Origin of the sequence: Rhodoferax fermentans (assembly GCF_002017865.1) — a bacterium.
Taxonomy (GTDB): Bacteria; Pseudomonadota; Gammaproteobacteria; order Burkholderiales; family Burkholderiaceae_C; genus Rhodoferax; species Rhodoferax fermentans.
The window spans coordinates 3,535,012-3,548,842 of sequence record NZ_MTJN01000002.1; the positions used below are offsets into that span (position 1 = coordinate 3,535,012).

16 protein-coding genes are annotated in these 13,831 nt (G+C 62.0%); 9 read left to right on the forward strand and 7 right to left on the reverse strand.

The features are described from left to right. The first annotated feature begins 86 nt into the window (after window positions 1-86). The 7 genes from RF819_RS16425 (at window position 87) to RF819_RS16455 (ending at window position 7,962) form a co-directional block, all read left to right on the forward strand. Window positions 87-1,658, forward strand: coding sequence for a sugar ABC transporter ATP-binding protein (locus RF819_RS16425; RefSeq protein ID WP_078365972.1), 1,572 nt, complete (start codon window positions 87-89; stop codon window positions 1,656-1,658). Between the two features lie 39 nt (window positions 1,659-1,697). Beyond that, window positions 1,698-2,672 (forward strand): ABC transporter permease, encoded by a 975-nt coding sequence (locus RF819_RS16430; protein ID WP_078365973.1) that lies wholly within the window; start codon window positions 1,698-1,700, stop codon window positions 2,670-2,672. Window positions 2,673-2,690: 18 nt separating this feature from the next. Continuing rightward, window positions 2,691-3,704 carry a LacI family DNA-binding transcriptional regulator gene (locus RF819_RS16435; protein ID WP_078365974.1) on the forward strand — a complete coding sequence of 338 codons (1,014 nt, stop codon included), beginning with the start codon at window positions 2,691-2,693 and terminating at the stop codon, window positions 3,702-3,704. A 15-nt stretch (window positions 3,705-3,719) separates the two neighbouring features. After that, a complete protein-coding gene (gene rbsK, locus RF819_RS16440) occupies window positions 3,720-4,664 on the forward strand; it encodes a ribokinase (protein ID WP_078365975.1) in 945 nt (314 codons plus the stop codon). Next, entirely contained in the window at window positions 4,661-5,059 is a 399-nt protein-coding gene (rbsD, locus tag RF819_RS16445; protein ID WP_078365976.1) for a D-ribose pyranase, read from the forward strand. The genes rbsK and rbsD overlap by 4 nt, the downstream gene beginning before the upstream one ends. Window positions 5,060-5,176: 117 nt before the next feature. After that, a complete protein-coding gene (locus tag RF819_RS16450; RefSeq protein ID WP_078365977.1) occupies window positions 5,177-6,379 on the forward strand; it encodes an MFS transporter in 1,203 nt (400 codons plus the stop codon). A 227-nt stretch (window positions 6,380-6,606) separates the two neighbouring features. Continuing rightward, entirely contained in the window at window positions 6,607-7,962 is a 1,356-nt protein-coding gene (locus RF819_RS16455) for an MATE family efflux transporter (protein WP_242472655.1), read from the forward strand. A gap of 20 nt (window positions 7,963-7,982) precedes the next feature. On the opposite strand, the gene RF819_RS16460 is transcribed toward RF819_RS16455, so the two are convergent. The 3 genes from RF819_RS16460 to RF819_RS16470 all read right to left on the reverse strand — a co-directional run bounded on the left by RF819_RS16460 (window position 7,983) and on the right by RF819_RS16470 (window position 9,910). Further along, the gene (locus tag RF819_RS16460) at window positions 7,983-8,468 is read right to left on the reverse strand and encodes a Signal transduction histidine kinase (protein WP_078365979.1); all 486 of its coding nucleotides are present in this window, start codon (window positions 8,466-8,468) and stop codon (window positions 7,983-7,985) included. Between the two features lie 93 nt (window positions 8,469-8,561). Further along, entirely contained in the window at window positions 8,562-9,200 is a 639-nt protein-coding gene (locus tag RF819_RS16465) for a 3-oxoacid CoA-transferase subunit B (RefSeq protein ID WP_078365980.1), read from the reverse strand. Window positions 9,201-9,202: 2 nt separating this feature from the next. Then, window positions 9,203-9,910, reverse strand: coding sequence for a CoA transferase subunit A (locus RF819_RS16470; RefSeq protein ID WP_078365981.1), 708 nt, complete (start codon window positions 9,908-9,910; stop codon window positions 9,203-9,205). Window positions 9,911-9,995: 85 nt separating this feature from the next. On the opposite strand from RF819_RS16470, the gene RF819_RS16475 reads away from it, so the two are divergent. After that, entirely contained in the window at window positions 9,996-10,553 is a 558-nt protein-coding gene (locus RF819_RS16475; RefSeq protein WP_078365982.1) for a LuxR C-terminal-related transcriptional regulator, read from the forward strand. A 105-nt stretch (window positions 10,554-10,658) separates the two neighbouring features. Continuing rightward, window positions 10,659-11,048 (forward strand): DUF2934 domain-containing protein, encoded by a 390-nt coding sequence (locus RF819_RS16480; RefSeq protein ID WP_143541739.1) that lies wholly within the window; start codon window positions 10,659-10,661, stop codon window positions 11,046-11,048. An 80-nt stretch (window positions 11,049-11,128) separates the two neighbouring features. On the opposite strand, the gene RF819_RS16485 is transcribed toward RF819_RS16480, so the two are convergent. Genes RF819_RS16485 through RF819_RS16500 form a run of 4 tightly spaced genes read right to left on the reverse strand, consistent with a single transcriptional unit; the run spans window position 11,129 to window position 13,815 of the window. Continuing rightward, complete coding sequence (locus RF819_RS16485) at window positions 11,129-11,548, reverse strand: acyl-CoA thioesterase (RefSeq protein WP_078365984.1); 420 nt, start codon at window positions 11,546-11,548, stop codon at window positions 11,129-11,131. Then, window positions 11,545-12,111 carry a chorismate--pyruvate lyase family protein gene (locus RF819_RS16490; RefSeq protein ID WP_078365985.1) on the reverse strand — a complete coding sequence of 189 codons (567 nt, stop codon included), beginning with the start codon at window positions 12,109-12,111 and terminating at the stop codon, window positions 11,545-11,547. Before RF819_RS16490 ends, RF819_RS16485 begins: the two co-directional genes overlap by 4 nt. After that, a complete protein-coding gene (locus RF819_RS16495; RefSeq protein WP_078367004.1) occupies window positions 12,108-13,049 on the reverse strand; it encodes a DMT family transporter in 942 nt (313 codons plus the stop codon). Before RF819_RS16495 ends, RF819_RS16490 begins: the two co-directional genes overlap by 4 nt. After that, entirely contained in the window at window positions 13,033-13,815 is a 783-nt protein-coding gene (locus tag RF819_RS16500) for an SDR family oxidoreductase (protein WP_078365986.1), read from the reverse strand. Before RF819_RS16500 ends, RF819_RS16495 begins: the two co-directional genes overlap by 17 nt. Window positions 13,816-13,831: the final 16 nt, after the last annotated feature.

The window sequence follows — 13,831 nt, forward strand, 5'->3', positions numbered from 1 at the left end:
CGCTCTGGCCTGTCCACGGTGTGCCACAGCCAACGCCACGCTGCACAACAACCTCTCGCAACTTTGACATCCACACAGGCCAAGCCATGCCGCCTTCCAACGCCATCCCTGAACCCGTTCTGACGATCCAGGACGTGGGCAAAACCTACGTCACTCCAGTCTTGCAAGGGGTGAGTCTGAATTTGTTTCCTGGCGAGGTGTTGGCCCTGACCGGTGAAAACGGTGCCGGCAAAAGCACCCTGGCCAAGATCATTTGCGGGCTCGAACCGGCCAGCCAAGGCAAGATGACACTCGCTGGCCAAGAGTTTGCCCCCAGTTCCCGGCGTCATGCCGAAAGTCTGGGTGTGCGCATGGTGATGCAGGAGCTCAGCCTGATCCCGACCCTGACGGTGGCCGAAAACCTGCTGCTGGTGGACATTCCCAACCGGGGCCGGTGGCAGGCCAACTGGATTGAGCGCGATCGCCTCAATGCTCTGGCGACACAACAACTGGCCAAAGTCGGCATGCAGGCGATTGACCCCAACACCCTGGTGTCAGAACTGGGCATTGGCCAACAACAGATGGTGGAAATCGCCCGCAACCTGCAGGACGACACCCGTGTGCTGATTCTGGATGAACCCACGGCCATGCTCACACCGAGTGAGACCCACCACCTGTTTGAACAGATCGCGCGACTCCAGTCCCAGGGTGTGGCCATCATTTATGTGTCGCATCGGCTCGAAGAGTTAAAAGCCATTGCCGATACCCTGGTGGTCTTGCGCGACGGCAAACTCGTTCAGGTCTGCCCGATCAACAGCGTCACCGAGGACGACATCGTTCAGCTGATGGTGGGGCACGCCGTTTCCCAAGATCTGGACCGGCCACGTCGACCACGCGGCAACTTGCTGCTCCGTGCCGAACACATCGGCCGGGGCCGTTTGGTGAAGGACATCAGCCTTGATCTGTATGCCGGCGAGGTCTTGGGGCTGGCGGGCCTGGTGGGCAGCGGACGCACTGAAGTTGTGCGGCTGTTGTTCGGCGCCGACCAGAACGAACATGGTGAGATCACGGTGTATGAGAACGCACCCGGACAACCGGTGCGGGCCAAGGTCAAAAAGTGGGCAGCCCCGCTGGCGGCGATTGCCGCTGGTATTGGTCTGATCACCGAGGACCGCAAATCGCAGGGTTTGCTGCTGGGCCAGCCGATTCGGATCAACACCACCTTGAGTGACGTGGGTTCCGTGTCCAAAGCAGGCTGGCTGCAACGCGCCCGCGAAGTCAACATCGTCAAAGCCTTGATTGACCGGCTGTCGGTACGCTGCAACTCCATGGAGCAAGCTGTGGGCACCCTGAGTGGTGGCAACCAGCAAAAGGTGATTGTGTCGCGCTGGCTGCACCGCAACTGCGATGTGCTGTTGCTCGACGAACCCACACGGGGTGTGGACGTGGGTGCACGGGCGGACATTTACGCCGAGCTGGAGCAGATGGCCCAGTCCGGCAAGGCCTTGCTCATGGTGTCGAGTGATCTGCGTGAACTGATGCAGATGGCCGACCGCATTGGTGTCATGAGCAACGGCAAGCTGATCAAAATTTTCGAGCGGGGGCAGTGGACGGAAAAGTCCTTGCTGGCCGCCGCTTTCAACGATACCCATCAACCCGTGGCGCCGGTGGCGGCCTGAACCCAGCGCCCCTGTGCACCACTTTCACGATCCTCTGTTATGACCACATCCATCCAACACAAGACCGCTGGCGCCGCGCGCAGCCAACTGGGCACCTACCTGGGACTCGCAGCGGTCCTGCTGGGCATGGTGATCTTTTTTGGCAGTTTGAGCGAGTACTTTTTCAGCGCCGCCACCTTCCTGGCCATTGCCAATGAAATCCCGGCCCTGCTGGTGATGTCGGTGGGCATGACCTTTGTGCTGATCATCGCCGGGATCGACCTGTCGGTCGGCTCGGTCTTGGCGCTGTCTGCCGCAGCCGCGGCCAACGCCATCCTGCAGTGGCATTGGGGCAGTGTCTCGGCGGCCTTGCTCGGCCTGGTGGTTGGTTTGGCCTGTGGCGCCTTCACCGGCTGGATCTCCGTGGCCTGGCGACTGCCCTCCTTCATCGTTTCTCTGGGCATGCTGGAGGCCGTGCGGGGTGGCGCCTATGTGTTGACCGACTCGCGCACCCAGTATGTGGGCAACGCCATGGCTGGCTTGGCCGTGCCTTGGGTGGCCGGTATTTCCAGCGCGTTTTTCATCGCGGTGGTGCTGGTGTTTGTGGCCCAAGTGGTGCTCACCAAAACCGTGTTTGGCCGTTATGTGGTGGGCATTGGCACCAATGAAGAAGCCATGCGTCTGGCCGGCATCAACCCCAGCCCGATCCGTATTGCGGTGTTTGCGGCCACCGGTTTGCTGGCTGGCTTGGCTGGCTTGATGCAGTCGGCCCGGTTGGAGGCAGCCGACCCGAATTCGGGCACCGGCATTGAGCTGCAGGTGATTGCGGCGGTGGTGATTGGCGGCACCAGCCTGATGGGTGGCCGGGGTTCGGTGATCAACACCTTTTTTGGCGTGCTGATCATTGCGGTGCTGGAGGCTGGCCTGGCGCAGATCGGTGTCAGTGACCCGAGCAAACGTATCATCACAGGGTGTGTGATTGTGATCGCGGTGATCATCGACACCTTGCGCCAGAAACGCGGCGCTGCCGCCTAGAACCTATTTTTTTCGCCGATGGCCTCCATCAAAGACGTTGCCCTCAGAGCCCGGGTGTCCACCACCACGGTCTCCCATGTGGTGAACCGCACCCGCTTTGTCAGTGACCCGGTGCGCCACGAGGTGGAGGCTGCCATTCGCGAACTGAACTATGTGCCCAGCGCGGTGGCACGCAGCCTCAAGAGCAACTCCACCAAAACCATTGGCATGTTGATCCCCAACTGCTCCAACCCGTACTTCGCCGAGATTGTGCGCAGTGTGGAGGACCATTGTTTTGGCGCGGGTTACACCCTGATCTTGTGCAACACCGATGACGAACCACACCGTCAGAGTGCCTATCTGCAGGCCCTGACCGAGAAGCGCATCGACGGCATGATCATCATCTCTACCGGGGAAGGCCAGGACTTTCAACGCATGCTGCACGGCCTGCCCATCCCCATGGTGCTGTTGGACCGCGAAATTGACGAGGTCAACTGTGATCTGGTGGAGACTGCCCATTTGCAGGGCGGTCTGATGGCCACCGAACACTTGATTGGCCTGGGGCACCAACGCATCGCCTGCCTGGCCGGCCCCGCCAACCTGAACTCCAGCGCCCAGCGCATCGAGGGTTGGCGCAGCGCCTTGGCCAAGGCCGGTCTGGCGGCAGACTCCTCTGACTTGCTGTGGCACAGTGATTTCACCAGCCAGGGCGGCTTCAGCACCATGCAGGCCATTCTGGCGTCGCCGCTGGCACCCACCGCAGTTTTTGTGTGCAACGACCTGATGAGCATCGGTGCACTCAGTGCGGCCCACCAAGCCGGTATCCAGATTCCCCAGCAGATGTCCCTGATCGGGTTTGATGACATCGAGCTGGCCAAATTTGCCAGCCCGGCACTCACTACCATCGCCCAACCCAAACTGCGCATTGGCATTGCGGCGGTGGACATGTTGCTTGAACGCATTCAAGGCGGGCGGATACAAACCAGGCAAGTGATCCTGCTGCCCGAACTCATTGTGCGCAATTCCACCACCGTGGTCCGCCCAGACCACTGACTCCCCCTCTCCACCATGACAGAAACACCCCCCAAAGTCGTTTGCCTAGGCAGCTTGAACATGGACCTCGTGATTGCGGTGCCGCGTGCACCCGCCGAAGGCGAGACGGTTCAAGGCGATTCCATCCGTTATGTCCCCGGCGGCAAAGGCGCCAACCAGGCCGTGAGCTGCGCGCGCCAGGGGGCAGATGTCAGCATGCTGGGCCGCGTCGGACCAGACCACCATGGCCAGGTACTCAGCGAGGCGCTCCAGCAGGATGGCATTGCCGTGCATGGGGTGTTGGTTGACCCCGAGGTCGCCACCGGCGTGGCCATGGTGATGGTCGAAGCCAGCGGACTCAACCGCATTGTGGTGATTGCTGGCGCCAATGGCCAAGTTTGCCTCGACGAAGCCCAGTTGGCCCAGGAACTGCAGGATGCGCAATTCCTGATCATGCAGTTTGAGGTGCCGATGCCGCAGGTGCTGCAGGCAGCCCGGGTGGCGCGCAGCCTGGGTTGCCAAGTGGTGCTGAACCCCTCACCGGCCCAAACCCTGCCAGAAGCACTGTGGCCGCTGGTGGATGTGATGATCGTCAACGAAACCGAGGCGCGCTTCTTGACCGGTCTGTCACCCGATACCGACCCCAAAGTGGCCGCAGAAGTGGGCCGCCAGTTGCGCAGCAAAGGTGTCTCCCAGGCGGTTGTGACACTGGGTGCCTTGGGGGCTGTGGCCACCGATGCCGGTGGCAGCACCTACCACCCTGCACCTCAGGTCAAGGTGGTTGACACCACGGCAGCCGGTGATACCTTTTTGGGCGCCGTCACCGTGGCATTGGCCAGCCAAAGAAGCCTGTCTGCAAGTGTTGATATGGGTATCAAGGCGTCCACACTGTGTGTCCAGACCATGGGCGCCCAGCCATCGATCCCGACACTGGCACAAACCCAACAGAATTTGTCCGTTCCACCCTGGATGTCTTTATGAAACGCTCTGCCCTGCTCCACGCCGAACTCTCCCACCTGATCGCCACCATGGGCCACGGTGACATGCTGGTGATTGGGGATGCTGGTCTGCCGATCCCGGTCGGACCCAACGCACCCCAACGGATTGACCTGGCCGTGACCTTGGGCACCCCCGGGCTGGCAGAGGTGCTCAAGGCGGTGTTGTCCGAACTGCAGGTTGAGCGCACGGTGATTGCCACCGAAGCCTTGACCGCAGGCCAGCCACCGGCCTGGTACACACAACAACTGAGCCTGGCCCCCCAGACCATGAGCCACGAGGCCTTCAAAAAGTTGTGCGGCAGCGCACGCGCCATGGTGCGCACCGGTGAGTCCACCCCGTATGCCAACATCATCCTGGTCTCCGGCGTGACGTTTTGAAGCCTGGGTGGCCAACACCACCCTGTAACCCAAAAGAACCTCGGCGCAGGGTTCTGCGGCCACCAAACGCGGCTATGCTGGCCGGGCGCCCAGGCCTTGTTCGGCCGGGCGCCTTTCATGCGCACTGACCACAAAGCTTTTTACACCTCCCTGTTCCTCTCGCGCCTGGCCGACCAGATCCTGTTGTTTCTGGTGCCACTGGTGGTGTTCCAGGTCACCCAAAGCACCGCCTGGTCGGGGGTGGCCTTTTTTGTCGAAACTTTGCCACGCTTCCTGTCGTTTCCGATCTGCGGCGCGCTGTGTGACCGGATCTCGCCCTTGCGTTTGTTGCGTATCAGCCAGATGGCCCGGGCGCTGGCCTGTGTCCTGGGTTGCATCGCATCAGGCTTGACCGGTCAAGTGGCCTGGCTGGTAGGGGTGTCGGCGGTGTGTGGGGTGTTGACCACCCAAGGTTTGATGGCGCGTGAGGTGATGCTGCCGCAGGTGTTTCGCGGTGCCCGCACCGAAAAGGTCCTGGCGCATGCCCAGATTGCCGACCAACTGGGTATGGTGCTGGGACCGCTGCTGGCGGCGCTGGCGCTGGCTTCGTGGTCCTGGGTGGTGGTGCTGGGCGCCACAGCGGTGTTGTTTGTGGCAGCGGACGCTGCGATGGCCGTCTGGCGTCGGGTCAGCCCGGTACAACTGGTCGAGCCGACGCTGGCCCACCCTCTTCAAAACATGCATTGGCTACAACCCTACCGAACCGCGTTGACCCAGGTGCTGCGTTTGCCCGGTTTGAAACAACTGATTGTGCTGGCAGCCGGGGTTAACCTGGTGGTGGGGGTCACGCTGGCAACCTCGGCCGCGATGGTCACTGGGACGCTGCAGCAGTCCAGCAGTGACTACGCGCTGCTCCAAACCGGTGGCGCCATCGTCACCGTGCTGATTCTTCTGGTGATTGCGCGGGTGTCCTTGCCGCTGGGGGCCATGGGGCTCACCGCCTACCTGGCCATCCTGCTGGGTGCGGTGGCCACCGCGGTTTCTGGCGGACCATGGTTGTATGCGCTTGGGTTTTTGATGGTGATTGGGTTCGACAAGATGTTCAGCGTCTACATCCGCACCCGGCGCCTGCAGGTCATTCCGGCGGCAGACCTGGGCAAAACCACCGGGCTGATTGTGCTGCTCAACAATGTGACGCAGCCCGTGGCTGGTTTGGTGGTGGGCCTGTTTGCCGGGCCGTCCCATGCCCAAGGCGTGATCTGGGCCATGACGGCTGGCATGGCGCTGCTGGGCGGCCTGGCCGTGTGGCTTGAGCGACTGCATCGACGCCGCCAGGATTAGTGGTCTTTTTGGCATCTAGCCCTTATTTCATAAGGGCTTATAGCTATTTTTAGCAGAGCAAAATGCACGGATGCAACGCAGCATCAAGCGCAGCAGCCCAGGCCGCAAGCACCGCCTGCATTCATCCTAAAATCAGCACCCCTCCCGCCTTCCATCAGCGCAAAGCGCTATCACTTTTGATATCCCCACTGCAACACCTTTTCCGCCATCCGGCGTCGCGTACCCGTTTGTCCACCGAACTGCGGGGCCTGTGGCAGCTGGCCTGGCCGATCCTGATCGGGCAGCTGGCCACCGTTGGCATGGCCGTGGTCGATGTGGCCATGGCCGGCCACGCCTCGGCGCAAGATCTGGCCGGGGTGTCGCTCGGGGTGTCGGTCTGGAACATGCTCATGATCACCCTGATGGGCCTGGTGATGAGTGTCAACCCGATGGTGGCACACCAGGTGGGCGCGGGTGACCTGGCCGGGGTGCCGCCCATCGTGCGCCAGGCGCTGTGGAAAGCGCTGGGTGTGGGGCTGATCGCACTGCTGCTGGCCCAAGTCACCACCGAGTTGTTTGACCACATGCTGCTGGAGCCGTATGTGCGCGACCTGGCCAAGGGGTTTGTGCAGATCACCAGCGCGGCCCTGCCGCTGTTTGCCTGTTACCGCGTGTTGTACGGCTACAGCACCAGCATCAACCAAACCAAGCCGCTGATGGTGATTGCGCTGCTGTCCTTGCTGCTCAACATCGGTGTCAACAGCCTGCTGGTGTTTGGCACGCTGGGGTTCCCGCGCCTGGGTGGCCTGGGCTGCGCCTGGGCCACACTGGCCACGGTGGCGTTTAACCTGCTGGCGCTGGTGTGGTGGATGCACCACTCCGCAGCCTACCGCAGCACCTGGCCGCTGGGTCACTTTGAGCCGCCGCACTGGGTGCAGATCAAAAGCCTGCTCAAGCTGGGCCTGCCGATTGGGGTGACCTACTTTGCCGAGAGCAGCGCGTTCAGCCTGATTGCGCTCTTGATCGCCGAGTTTGGCAGCACCCAGATGGCGGCGCACCAGATTGCGCTGAACTTCACCTCGCTGGTGTTCATGGTGCCGCTGAGTGTGGGGCTTGCGCTGCTGACACGGGTCGGACAATCACTCGGCGCTGGCGACGCGGTGCTGGCGCGTTACCAGGCCTGGGTCGGGGTCGCGGTGGGGTTGGTGGTTGCCAGCTTGTCAGCGGCCAGTATGGCGCTGACCGCCAAGTGGATTGCCAGCGCCTACACCAGCGACACGGCGGTGATCACCATGGCAGCACAGTTGCTGCTGCTGGCGGCGGTGTTCCAGCTGTCGGACGCCACCCAGGTCATCACCAGCTGCGCCATCCGTGGTTACAAAGTGACACGTTCACCGATGGTGATCCACCTGACCGCGTTCTGGGGGTTTGCCCTGCCACTGGGCTACGTGCTGGGCCTGGCCCCCAGCTGGATGCCCTGGCGACCCGATCAGGCCATGGCGGCACAGGGTTTCTGGATCGCACTGATTTTGGGCCTGACGATTGCCGCGCTGGGCCTGGTGGTGTTGCTGCGCCAGGTGGCACGTGCCCACCTGCGGGCCTGAACCTAGCCCCCTTCACTGCCTTAGCGTGGTGTCAAACCCGTAGAACGCGAGCGATCATCCATCTCAGCCAGATTGGCGGCCAGTGAGTTGCCGGATTGCTCCACGGCCAGGCGCAGCGCACGCTCCAGCTGATCCAGGCGGGCTTCCAGGGTGGCCTTGGCTTCGCGGTCGGTCACGGCCAAACGTTTGAACTCCAGCTCCAAAAAACCACGCAATTCGGTGAACCGCGAAGCCTCTGCCTGGTCGGCCAATTTGCGGTTGGCCTGCAACTCCTTGGCATGGGCACGTGCATCAAACATCACCGTGCTCTGCAGGTACAAGACATAGACCAAAAACACCGCCACCAACAGCGCCATCAGCGCCAGAAAAATCAGGCCCAAGGGCGCCTGGATGTCGATCACACCCAGTGACAGCGGCGTGGGCGCCAAAATCACCGACCAGTTCAACACGGTAAAAGCCGCCACCGCCAGCAAGGCCAGCAACACCGAGAGGGTTCGTAATTTCATCGAAGGGTTCCTTTCAAAAAGCGCCCGGCACCAAACACAACGGCCTGCACCTGCGTCAGCAGGTCAGGCCGTTGGCTGCGGCTGGGCAGCGCTTCAGTGTAGCGGCACGCCGGTTTTCTCCTGCAATTCGTCCATGCTAACCCCTGGCGCACGCTGCACCACCTTGAGGCCGTGGGGCGTGATGTCCATCACCGCCAGGTCGGTGATGATGCGGTCCACCACACCCACACCGGTCAGCGGCAGGGTGCAGTCGGGCAGGATCTTCAGGTCAAAACTACCGTCCTTTTTCTTGGCCACGTGTTCCATCAGCACCACCACACTTTTGACGCCACCCACCAAGTCCATGGCGCCCCCCATGCCCTTGACCATCTTGCCCGGAATCATCCAGTTGGCCAGGTCACCGCGCTCACTGACCTGCATGGCCCCCAGAATGCTCAGATTGACCTTGCCACCCCGGATCATGGCAAAGCTGTCGTGGCTGCCAAAAATGCTGGAGCCTGGCAGTGTGGTCACGGTTTGTTTGCCCGCATTGATCAAGTCGGCGTCGACCTCGTCCTCGGTCGGAAACGGGCCAATACCGAGCATGCCGTTTTCACTCTGCAGCCAGACCTCGATGTCCTGCGGCACAAAGTTGGCCACCAGGGTGGGCAGCCCGATGCCCAGGTTCACATAAAAACCGTCCTGCAATTCCTGGGCCGCGATGGCCGCCATTTCCTCGTGTGTCCAGGCCATGGTCAAGCTCCTTTTTTCTCAGACAGGGTGCGTTTTTCAATGCGTTTCTCAGGCGTCGCATTGAGCACGATTCGGTTCACGTAGATGCCCGGCAGGTGCACCGCGTCGGGGTCAAACGTGCCGTTTTCGACAATCTCCTCGACCTCCACCACGGTGATCTTGCCGGCCATGGCCACCGCCGGGTTGAAGTTGCGCGCAGTGCGCCGAAAGATCAGGTTGCCGCTTCTGTCGGCTTTGTAGGCCTTGACCAGCGACACATCGGGCACCAGCGCATGCTCCAGGATGTAGGCGTGGCCATCAAACACCCGGCTTTCCTTGCCCTGGGCCACCAGCGTGCCCACACCGGTGCGCACATAAAACGCTGGGATACCAGCACCACCGGCGCGCAGCTTCTCGGCCAAGGTGCCTTGTGGTGTGAATTCCAGCTCCAGCTCACCGGCCAGGAATTGGCGCTCGAACTCCTTGTTCTCACCCACATAGCTGGAGATCATTTTTTTGATCTGGCGGCTTTCCAGCAGCTTGCCCAGGCCAAAGCCGTCCACGCCAGCGTTGTTGGAGATCACGGTCAGGTCTTTTTTGCCACTGTCACGCAAGGCATCGATCAGCGCCTCGGGGATGCCGCACAGGCCAAAGCCGCCCACGGCCAGCAACTGGGAATCCCGGACGATGCCACGCAGCGCGGCCGCTGCTGACGGGTAGATTTTGTTCACGCCAAGTTCTCCGGTGTTGGTGGTTGTGGCGCTAGCATACTACTTAGTTCACTACGTAGTTTTTCCTAAAGGACAACCCTAGGCCATGAACGACTTCGACTACCGCCTGGCGTTTGAGATGGCCCCGGTGGGCCTGGCGCTGTCACGCAACCGCACCATGGTGGACTGCAACCGCCACCTGTGTGACATGTTTGGTGCACACCGTGAACAGCTGGTGGGCCAGTCGTTTCAGCTGCTCTACCCCACAGTGCAGGAGTTCGAGCGCGCCGGTGCGCGCATTGCACCGCTGCTGAACCGCCACGGCACCTACGCAGACGACCGCATCATGAAGCGGCTCGACGGGCCCCACAAAGGCCAGCCCTTCTGGTGCCATGTGACCGGCCGGGCTCTGAACCAGGCTGCCCCGCATGAGGCCGGCATCTGGAGCTTTGAAGATCTCAGTGCCCGGCGCCCGATGAAGGCCGAGTTGACAGCGCGCGAACGCGAGGTGGCAGCGCAGCTGATGGGGGGTCTGTCAAGCAAGGAAATTGGCCGCGCGCTGGGCATCAGCCACCGCACCGTGGAAATTTACCGGGCCAAGCTGATGCGAAAATACGCAGCATCCAACACGGGTGACCTCGTGCACAAGCTGATGTCGGGCTGATGCCCCGAATGGCATGGATATTGCTAACCTTTGTGTGACTTGTATCAAAGCATGCCCCACAAGTTCGCCACACACTCTGATTGCGTTCAACCCAAAGGAGAAATCATGGCTACAACCACCAAGAAGTCCACCGCTGCTGATGCAGAAGCCAAACCAGCGGTCAAGAAAGCTGCCGCCAAAAAGGTGGCCGCTGCTGCGTTGGCACCTGCGGTCACAGCGCCTGTGGCGACCACGGCCGCGCCTGAGGCCAGCCCGGCTGTCGCAGCCAAACCGGCGGCCAAGGCGCCTGCCAAAAAAGTCAGCGCCACCAAACTCAAACCCTCGTCAGCGCCAGCACCGGTGCTCACCAGCGAACAACGCAACCACTACGTCTCGGTGGCGGCGTTCTACATCGCCGAGCGCCGTGGCTTCACCCTGGGCAACCCGGCAGACGACTGGCTGGCCGCTGAAGCTGAAGTGGATCGTCTGATTGCCAGCGGTCATTTCAGCGCCTGAGTCAATTCTTCTCTTTTGATAGCTACCAGCCCTTTATCCAAAAGGGCTAGAGCCTCTTTTATCGATCAACGGCGGCTTCCTCAGCTGACCACAGCGCGCAACCACTCGGGCAGGGCCACGGCCTTTTGCTGGGGAAAATCAATCCAGATGGTGGTGGCACCGCCCGCCGCACAGATCACCCCCGGGCGGTCAGCACGTTCCATCGTGACCCAGGTCTCAAAGGTGGTGCGCCCCGGGTCACTGGTGTAGAGCTTGGTCAGCACCTCCCCCGGGTAGGCCAGCTGTTTGTAGAAATTGCAGAAGGCGTTGACGATCACCGGCCCCTGCCCGGTGGGTGTGGGCATGGCAGCAATGCTGTGCATCCAGTCCACCCGCGCGATTTCCAGGTACCTGAAGTAAGTCGCGTTGTTGACATGGTTGAGTGCGTCCATGTCGCCCCAGCGGATCGGGATCAGCAACTCGTACACCAGCTTCTTGTGCTCCGGAATCTCGATCTTCATGGTCTACCCTTCCAATCTATTGGCTGCCACCGTGCCACCGGACCTGTCCAGGCGGCCGGGGGTGCCAGAAACACCTCCATCACCAGCAGCGGCGCCTGTTGGCGCAAAAACACCGAACGCCGCGCCGACAGGCTGCGTGGTGCACCGGGGCGCACGCGCTGGATCTGCCGGGGCAAGGCCGTGTTGGGTTTGAACTGCTTGAACTGCATCGGCTGGCGGGTGATGCCCGAACGCCGGAACAACACATCGGCCAGCGGCCGAGTGCCCAAACCACGCACCGAGCGCCAGGCCGCCAGCGAGTGCGCATGGGCGGTGACACTGCGGGCAAACACCACAGGGACCCCATCCACCTTGAGCAGCACCTCGCGCACGTAACCATCACGCCGCCCGGCCACACCCAGTGCCTGCGCCTCATCCACCGTCAAGGGCAGCCGCCCCTGACGCAGCACCTGCACCGAAAAAACATCACCACTGGCAGCCAGACGTGCGCTCAGCGAGCCGGTCGCCGCCAGCCAGCGCCCCAGGCCACCGTGGCCAAAGTTGTGATCTGTCCAACCGCTCATCGGTGTGCCCTGATCGAGGCAAGGGTGCCCAAGGTGAACAGCAGCACGGCCAGCCACTGCGCCAGTGTGGGCCAGTCGCCCTGCCAGACAAACGCGTAGAACAGGCCAAACAGGGTTTCGCTGACAATCAGTTGCCCAGCCAGACTGACACTCAAACGGCGGCTGGCCAGGTTCCACAACATGCTGCCAGCCCAGCCCGAGCCCACCCCGGTCGCTATACAGGCCATAGCTGCCAGCCCAATATTTTCCTGGGCCAGAAGCTCTTTTGGATCTGAACCGGCGATCAGCCACAAGAGCAAGGCCCCCACACCGGTGGCTATGCCCATCCAGTTGGTCCACTGCGCCGCACTCACCTGCGGGTGGCGTTTGAGCCAGAGTGCGTTCAGCAGCGCAAAAACGGTCCAGCTGAGCATGGCGACCACCGCCAGCAACACACCCCACCAGAAATCAGCCCCGTGCTGCGGCAGCACCAGGGCATGGGCCAGGCTGGCCTGCGTCATCAGCAACAAACCCGCTGCGGTCAGCACCAACCCGGGCAGCAGGGCCGACCATTTGAGCCCGAGCGGTTTGCCCAGCAGCATCACCCAGATCGGGATGGTGCCCACAATCAGTGTCGGCACTTCGGAGCCAGCCGCGCTGATCGCCTCGGCCAGCAACAGGTAGTAACCGGTGGCGCCCAGCAGGCTCATGCCCAGGGCGGTGGCCGCCTGCGACCAGGTCGGCAGGCTGTGGCTGCGTCGCCCCAGCACCATCATCACGGCGGCCATCAGCCCGAAACTGACAAACCGCCCGGCGGTCAAGTCCACCGAGGACAAGCCCGGCGTCAACTGTGGCACCACAAACACCAAACCCCACAAGGCCCCCGCCCCGACCCCGGCGGCGATACCGATCCAGATGGCGCGGGAAGGTGTGTGGGCGGCGCTAGACCCCAAAACCATCATCTGCAGAAATCACCGCGCCGTTGATGAAATGGCTTTGGTCCGAACACAACATCACCAGCAGCGCGTCCAGGTCTTGCGGCTGACCGACGCGTTTGCGCGGCAGCATCTGCAGCAACCTCTGACCGGCCTCGGTCTGCCAGTGGTGGTGGTTGATCTCGGTGTCGATGTAGCCCGGGCAGATGGCATTGACATTGATGCCATGTTTGCCCCATTCGAGCGCCATGGCTTTGGTCATCTGGATCACCGCTGCCTTGCTCATCGCATACACCCCGATCTTGGGCAACACCCGCAGGCCCGCCGCCGAGGCCACGTTGATGATGCGCCCACCGGTGAACGAGCCCGGCGCCTGCCCTTGGGCACGCCCCAGCATGCGTTTGGCGACTTCTTGCGCCATGAAAAACGCACCCTTGGTGTTGGTGTTGAAAACAAAGTCAAAGTCGGCATCACTCACGTCCTGCAGACGCTGGCTGGTGCTCACACCCGAGTTGTTGACCAGGATGTCGATCGAGCCGACCTCGGTCTCGGCGTGCGCCACGGCGGACTTGATGCTGTTGTGGTCGGTCACATCGAGTTCCAGCACATGGGCGTCCCCGCCCTCACCGTCAATCTGGGCACGCAGCTCTTTGAGCTTGTCGATGCGGCGACTCGCCAGAACCACCGCCGCACCGGCGCTGGCCAGGGTGCGTGCGAACTGGGCACCCAGGCCGCTGGAGGCGCCCGTCACCAGGGCCACACGGCCCGACAGATCAATGTTGTATGTCATGTTCTTCTTTCCAGAA

Coding starts and splice junctions, on each gene's coding strand:
- RF819_RS16490 (WP_078365985.1), bottom strand. CDS start 12,111: ATGAGCGGTTGGACAGATCACAACTTTGGCCACGGTGGCCTGGGGCGC.
- rbsK (WP_078365975.1), top strand. CDS start 3,720: ATGACAGAAACACCCCCCAAAGTCGTTTGCCTAGGCAGCTTGAACATG.
- RF819_RS16435 (WP_078365974.1), top strand. CDS start 2,691: ATGGCCTCCATCAAAGACGTTGCCCTCAGAGCCCGGGTGTCCACCACC.
- RF819_RS16460 (WP_078365979.1), bottom strand. CDS start 8,468: ATGAAATTACGAACCCTCTCGGTGTTGCTGGCCTTGCTGGCGGTGGCG.
- RF819_RS16475 (WP_078365982.1), top strand. CDS start 9,996: ATGAACGACTTCGACTACCGCCTGGCGTTTGAGATGGCCCCGGTGGGC.
- RF819_RS16465 (WP_078365980.1), bottom strand. CDS start 9,200: ATGGCCTGGACACACGAGGAAATGGCGGCCATCGCGGCCCAGGAATTG.
- RF819_RS16430 (WP_078365973.1), top strand. CDS start 1,698: ATGACCACATCCATCCAACACAAGACCGCTGGCGCCGCGCGCAGCCAA.
- RF819_RS16500 (WP_078365986.1), bottom strand. CDS start 13,815: ATGACATACAACATTGATCTGTCGGGCCGTGTGGCCCTGGTGACGGGC.
- RF819_RS16485 (WP_078365984.1), bottom strand. CDS start 11,548: ATGAAGATCGAGATTCCGGAGCACAAGAAGCTGGTGTACGAGTTGCTG.
- rbsD (WP_078365976.1), top strand. CDS start 4,661: ATGAAACGCTCTGCCCTGCTCCACGCCGAACTCTCCCACCTGATCGCC.
- RF819_RS16495 (WP_078367004.1), bottom strand. CDS start 13,049: ATGGTTTTGGGGTCTAGCGCCGCCCACACACCTTCCCGCGCCATCTGG.
- RF819_RS16450 (WP_078365977.1), top strand. CDS start 5,177: ATGCGCACTGACCACAAAGCTTTTTACACCTCCCTGTTCCTCTCGCGC.
- RF819_RS16480 (WP_143541739.1), top strand. CDS start 10,659: ATGGCTACAACCACCAAGAAGTCCACCGCTGCTGATGCAGAAGCCAAA.
- RF819_RS16425 (WP_078365972.1), top strand. CDS start 87: ATGCCGCCTTCCAACGCCATCCCTGAACCCGTTCTGACGATCCAGGAC.